Raw genomic sequence first — 4,112 nt, 5'->3', positions numbered from 1 at the left:
CTTTTCGGCGTTTAGAAGACGACCTCGCGTAGCTCGGGATGGTCGCCCGGATGGAGAATCTGGAGGAACTCCAGGCCGAGCTGGAAGAAGCCGCCGCCCATGGGCGTCAGGTGCACGGCCCTGGCGAGAAGGAATCGCATTTCGCCCTGGTACTTCAGCCCTACCACCACCCGATCGTATCCACGGGGTTCAGACAGAATGACCGACATCCCCGTGGAGGAGAATTCCTTTGTGATCACCGGCAGTTTTTCGTGAACCGGGATCATCTTGGCGTCATACGGTATCAGCAGCGCGACGACGCACAATCGGGCACGGGACTCCCGCCTTTGTCCGAGCTCGATCGACTCGGCAACCTCCGAGTGGCTGTTCACAAATTTGAGGACAAAGCTTTGAACTTCGTGGACTTTTTTCTGGGTAAAGAATGGCATTGTTCTCAGCCTCACCCACCAGAGTCAGCGCAGAAACGTTGAAGCGATCATCTCCTCGCCTAACCGGCCCGCTCGCTGCGAACGCCGATGTGCGTTGTGCGGCGGGGAGCCGGCTCGGCCATCTCATCCGATTTTCCCTGTCTGGGAAAATTTAGCTTGTGAAATCTACCGGTGGGAAATGGCTGGAAGTGAGGTGCGCAAAGGAATCACTCGTATGAGGGGGTAGATTCGCGACAAAATAGCCCCGAAAAGTAGGGCGCTCCCCTGCCCTTTTGTCACGCTTTGGCGAGTACCTACGAGGCGCGAAGCGCTTGAGCGCGTCCCCCAAACGGTGGCCATCGGACGGGACCGGCAGCCCCTGGCGCGCGGCAGACTATCCCTTCAGATACTCGTCCGGGAAACGCCACGGCTTTCGATAAACCGGAATGGCGAGACGCGCCGCTTCCTCATCTCCAACGATTTGTTCCGAATCCGGATCGAACGCGAGGGAACGTCCCAGGCGATATGCGAGATTTCCCAGCACGATGGGGATGTCCACGCGAACGTGATAAAACACGCTACAGGATGGTTGTTCCCGTGTTTTCACGCAATTGATCCATTCCAGTTCGTGTCCGGGGGAAGGTGGGATGGAAGGGGGTGGCGGCTCGCGGTCTTTCATGCGATCGCCCTCCGGCACCACCTGATGCATCGTGTAATTGGCGTACAGCGTTCCATCCACTCCGTGGAAGTAAATGCCCAAACGCCGTTGCGGAACTGGCTTGCCGTGGAAGTCAAAGCCATAACTGTTCACAAGATTGCACATCCACGTCATGGTTAAATTGGGATATTGCCACAGGATTTCCTGCACGTCTGGGGCGTCCCCGTCGTCACGAATGATGTAGCGGCCACCCGAACAGTGGACGCGAAGCGGATATTTGAGATCCAGCGCCCAGACGGGAAGGTCGATGATGTGCGGCGCCATTCCCGGTGTCCAGCCTCCGCTGTAATCCTTCCAGGAACAATGGTAGTAAGAACTGCTGGCGAGAATGCGGTTGTACGGCCGCATGGGCGCTGGGCCGATCCACAGGTCCCAGTTCAGGTCCGGGGGGCACGGCGTGCCCGGGTCATGTCCCACTCCTTCCGGCCCCTGATTCATGACGTTGAACGTTCGGACGACACTGACCTGCCCGATATAGCCTGCCCGAATTTTTTCCACCACACGACGGTAGTTTTCGGAGGCATGGATCTGCGTGCCGATTTGGCTGATGCGGTTGTGCTTCTTCACGGCGTTACGAACCGCCAGACTCTCCCCGAGGTGAAGCGTCATGGGCTTCTGCAGATAGATGTCCTTGCCGGCTTCGCAGGAGTGGATTGCATGCAAGCAATGCCAGTGCGGTGGTGACGCAATAATCACGGCATCCACGTCTTTTTGATCCAGCAGTTCGCGATAGTCTTTAAAGCCTTTACATCCCGGGTATTTTTTGAGCACCGCATCCAAACGGGACTGCCAGGGATCGGCGGCGGCCGCGACCGTTACGTCCGGGTGCTGGGCGGTGTTGGCGAGGTTGGCCTGGCCCATTCCGCCGCAGCCGATGAGGCCAACCCGCACTTTTTCGCCGGCGCCTGATGTGCCGCCCTCGCCGAGCACGGTGCCGGGGATGAAGGTGGGAACCATCAATCCGGCACCGCTCACAAGAGCTGTCCGGTCCAGAAAACTCCGGCGTGACAAACGCTCATGCTTGTTCATGGCTCGAACTCCCGTGGTCGGATCGACAATGGACGGGGTCATGGTGAACGTGCTCACCGGGAATACTATCGGGTCCGCAGGGTTTTTATGGACGAACTCCGACCATGCCGGGCGGAGAGGCTTCGCCCGGTTGGTCACGCGGTTGACTCACGACGCCGCAGCGTGGGTCTTTCTCCTCAGCTCACACGTTTTCCGGAACAACGAACGGCTTCCGGTAATCGCGGGTGAGGAGTTTATCCGCCTCGGGGTTATCAACAAAGCGCTCTTTATTCCGGTCGAACGCCAGTTTCGGTCCCAAAGTGCAGGTGAGCTTTCTCAGGTCCACCCCTAAAGCCCCTGCGAGGTTATCTTCCAGCATCTTCCAGGCGGCGGCGACCAGCTCGTGGTTGGGCAGTCCTGCAGCCGCTTCGGCGAAGCTCACTTCTTGGCCCAGTCGGTAGGAAATGTTACCCAGGTGGCAGAGGGCGGAAGAGTAGTGGGCAACTTCGATGTCGGCATGTAGCTCTTCGACCTTGCGACTGCGCATGCAGGCGATGAAGTTTTCGAATTGATTCCCTGGACCCATTGTGACATCCACCTTGACGAGTGGTTCTGGCTGGTCCTTTCCCTTGGGATAGAACTGACCATTTTTGATGACACCTTCTTCGAGATAGAACTCGTTGGTGACAATGGGAGCAAATTTTTTGCCGCCCGGGCCGGCTTTTCCCACAAGGCCACGCACCTCAAAGAGCAAGAGCACATCCCCGAAACCCATGACGGTGATCTGCATGTTGGGCGTCTGGCCCTGGTCCTTCCAGTTGTGATCGGGTTCGTCCACGTATCGGCCGCCTGCGCTGATCACCCAATCGGGAAGTGTGGCGCCAGGGATCGCCCATCGCGCGATGTCCATTTGGTGAACCCCCTGATTGCCGATTTCGCCGTTACCGGTTGGCCAGAACCAGTGCCAATTGTAATGGACGAGGTTTTCGTTGTACGGCATCCACTGAGCCGGCCCGAGCCACAGGTTGTAGTCCAGCTCGGGCGGGGGATCCTTGTCTTCTTTGAACCCGATGGACCACCGTGGTTTGCTGGCGTAGCCCTTCGAGACTAACAGTTTGCCGTACTTGCCCGAGGCAATGGCGGCCACCTGCTGTGCCCAGGAGGCACTCGACCGACTCTGGGTGCCGTGTTGCACAATTCGGCCGTATTTGCGAGCGGCCTCCACGCACTTGCGGCCCTCGAACACGTTATGGCTGCACGGCTTTTCCACGTAGACGTCTTTACCCGCCTGGCACGCCCAAATCGTCATGAGCGAATGCCAGTGATTACAGGTGGCGATGGAGATGGCATCCAGATTTTTGTCGTCCAGAGCCTGACGGACATCTTGCACACACTTGGGTGTATTTCCGCCGCGTTTTTCAACCTGCTTGATGCGATTGGCAAACAATCGGCTATCGGGATCGATCAGATACGTGACCCGCACATTCGGCATACTGGCAAAGGCATCAATATGGGCTCCACCCCGGCCGTGGATGCCCGCGACGCCGATGTTGATCGTCTCGTTAGCTCCGATGATTCGACCCGAGCTGCGGGTGCCAGAAATCGCAAAAGTGAAGCCGACACCGGCGGCGGCCGATGTCTTGAGAAAGGAACGACGATGGACGCGCATAGGTTTGACCTCCTTCATCAAAGGGTCTGACGAATCGATCGATGGCGTGGCTGAATCTCCTGTGGTTTGGAAAAACATGCCATCGGGTGTCTGGTGCATTCCCGAACTCGGCCAGAAAAACAATCACCGCGTCGGTCAACGCCCGATAACATTGAACCAAGGCGGAGCTTCTCCGTCCAGTGTTGGGCTTGGGTTTTTCCGTCGGGGCCGGTGGTCGGCTTGGCGCGGCTGTTTGACCCGTTGAAGGGATGGGCTTTGGGCTGAATGGCAGCCGTCGGCTTCGCTGTTCAAATCAATCGGGGCCCAAAAA

At 58.0% G+C, this 4,112-nt stretch carries 3 protein-coding genes; all 3 read right to left on the bottom strand.

Annotation, left to right across the window (positions count from 1 at the left end; all coding sequences use genetic code 11):
• Positions 1–11 precede the first annotated feature (11 nt).
• The 3 genes from H5U08_RS11745 to H5U08_RS11735 all read right to left on the bottom strand — a co-directional run bounded on the left by H5U08_RS11745 (position 12) and on the right by H5U08_RS11735 (position 3,802).
• On the bottom strand, positions 12–428 hold the full coding sequence (locus H5U08_RS11745) for a hypothetical protein (protein ID WP_297033223.1): 417 nt from the start codon (positions 426–428) through the stop codon (positions 12–14).
• Positions 429–801: 373 nt separating this feature from the next.
• A complete protein-coding gene (locus tag H5U08_RS11740) occupies positions 802–2,154 on the bottom strand; it encodes a Gfo/Idh/MocA family oxidoreductase (RefSeq protein ID WP_297033221.1) in 1,353 nt (450 codons plus the stop codon).
• A 181-nt stretch (positions 2,155–2,335) separates the two neighbouring features.
• A complete protein-coding gene (locus H5U08_RS11735; protein ID WP_297033219.1) occupies positions 2,336–3,802 on the bottom strand; it encodes a Gfo/Idh/MocA family oxidoreductase in 1,467 nt (488 codons plus the stop codon).
• Positions 3,803–4,112: the final 310 nt, after the last annotated feature.

It is taken from the genome of Thermogutta sp. (assembly GCF_014359955.1).
Lineage (GTDB): Bacteria > Planctomycetota > Planctomycetia > Pirellulales > Thermoguttaceae > Thermogutta.
This window is presented reverse-complemented; position numbering and strand designations above follow the sequence as displayed.